The 781-nt window shown below is 59.9% G+C and carries 1 protein-coding gene; it reads left to right on the top strand.

The annotated features are described in order from the left end of the window. Positions 1-80: 80 nt before the first annotated feature. Positions 81-781, top strand: a 701-nt coding sequence (locus tag V8324_RS22150) for a transposase (RefSeq protein ID WP_336422031.1), incomplete at its 3' end; no start/stop codon positions are given.

Below are 781 nucleotides of genomic sequence, written 5' to 3'. Positions count from 1 at the left end.
CGTATTTTGTTGAAAAACTCGGGCTTGCTTGGACGGTAGGTTGCTGATTCAATTCTTCTGACCAGCGGGAGAATTGAGCAATGTTGGGACCGAGACAGGAAGCGCAGGCTGCACTTTTCTACGAGTTCTCGCTGGAGGATCACGTTCCCCAAGATCACCTGCTACGGTCCATTGATCGGTTTGTCGACCTGAGCAGCATCCGCACCCATCTTGCCGGTTTCTACAGCCATACAGGCCGTCCGTCGATCGATCCCGAGCTGCTGATCCGGATGTTGCTGGTCGGGTATTGCTTCGGGATCCGGTCGGAGCGGCGGCTCTGCGAAGAGGTGCATCTGAACCTGGCGTATCGCTGGTTCTGTCGCCTTGACCTGAGCGACCGGGTCCCGGACCACTCGACCTTCTCAAAGAACCGCCACGGCCGGTTTCGAGAAAGCGAACTGCTGCGCCACCTGTTCGAGGTGACCGTCGCGCGCTGCATCGCAGAAGGTCTGGTCAGTGGACAACGCATGGCGATCGATGCCAGCCTGATCGAGGCGGACGCCAACAAGCAGAACTCTACGCCGAAGGACGACTGGGACGCGACGAGCATCGACCCCTCCGACGCGCCCCGCGCGGTGCGCGAGTATCTCGACACGCTGGACGAGGCCGCGTTCGGCGCCGCCAGCGAGGTCCAGCCCAAGTTCACTTCGCATTCAGACCCGGCCAGCCAATGGACGGCGGCGCGTAAAGGTCCTGCATTCTTCAGTTATTCCGACAATTACCTGATCGACACGGATCATGG

Source organism: Roseovarius sp. D22-M7, assembly GCF_037083785.1.
Lineage (GTDB): Bacteria > Pseudomonadota > Alphaproteobacteria > Rhodobacterales > Rhodobacteraceae > Roseovarius.
This window is presented reverse-complemented; position numbering and strand designations above follow the sequence as displayed.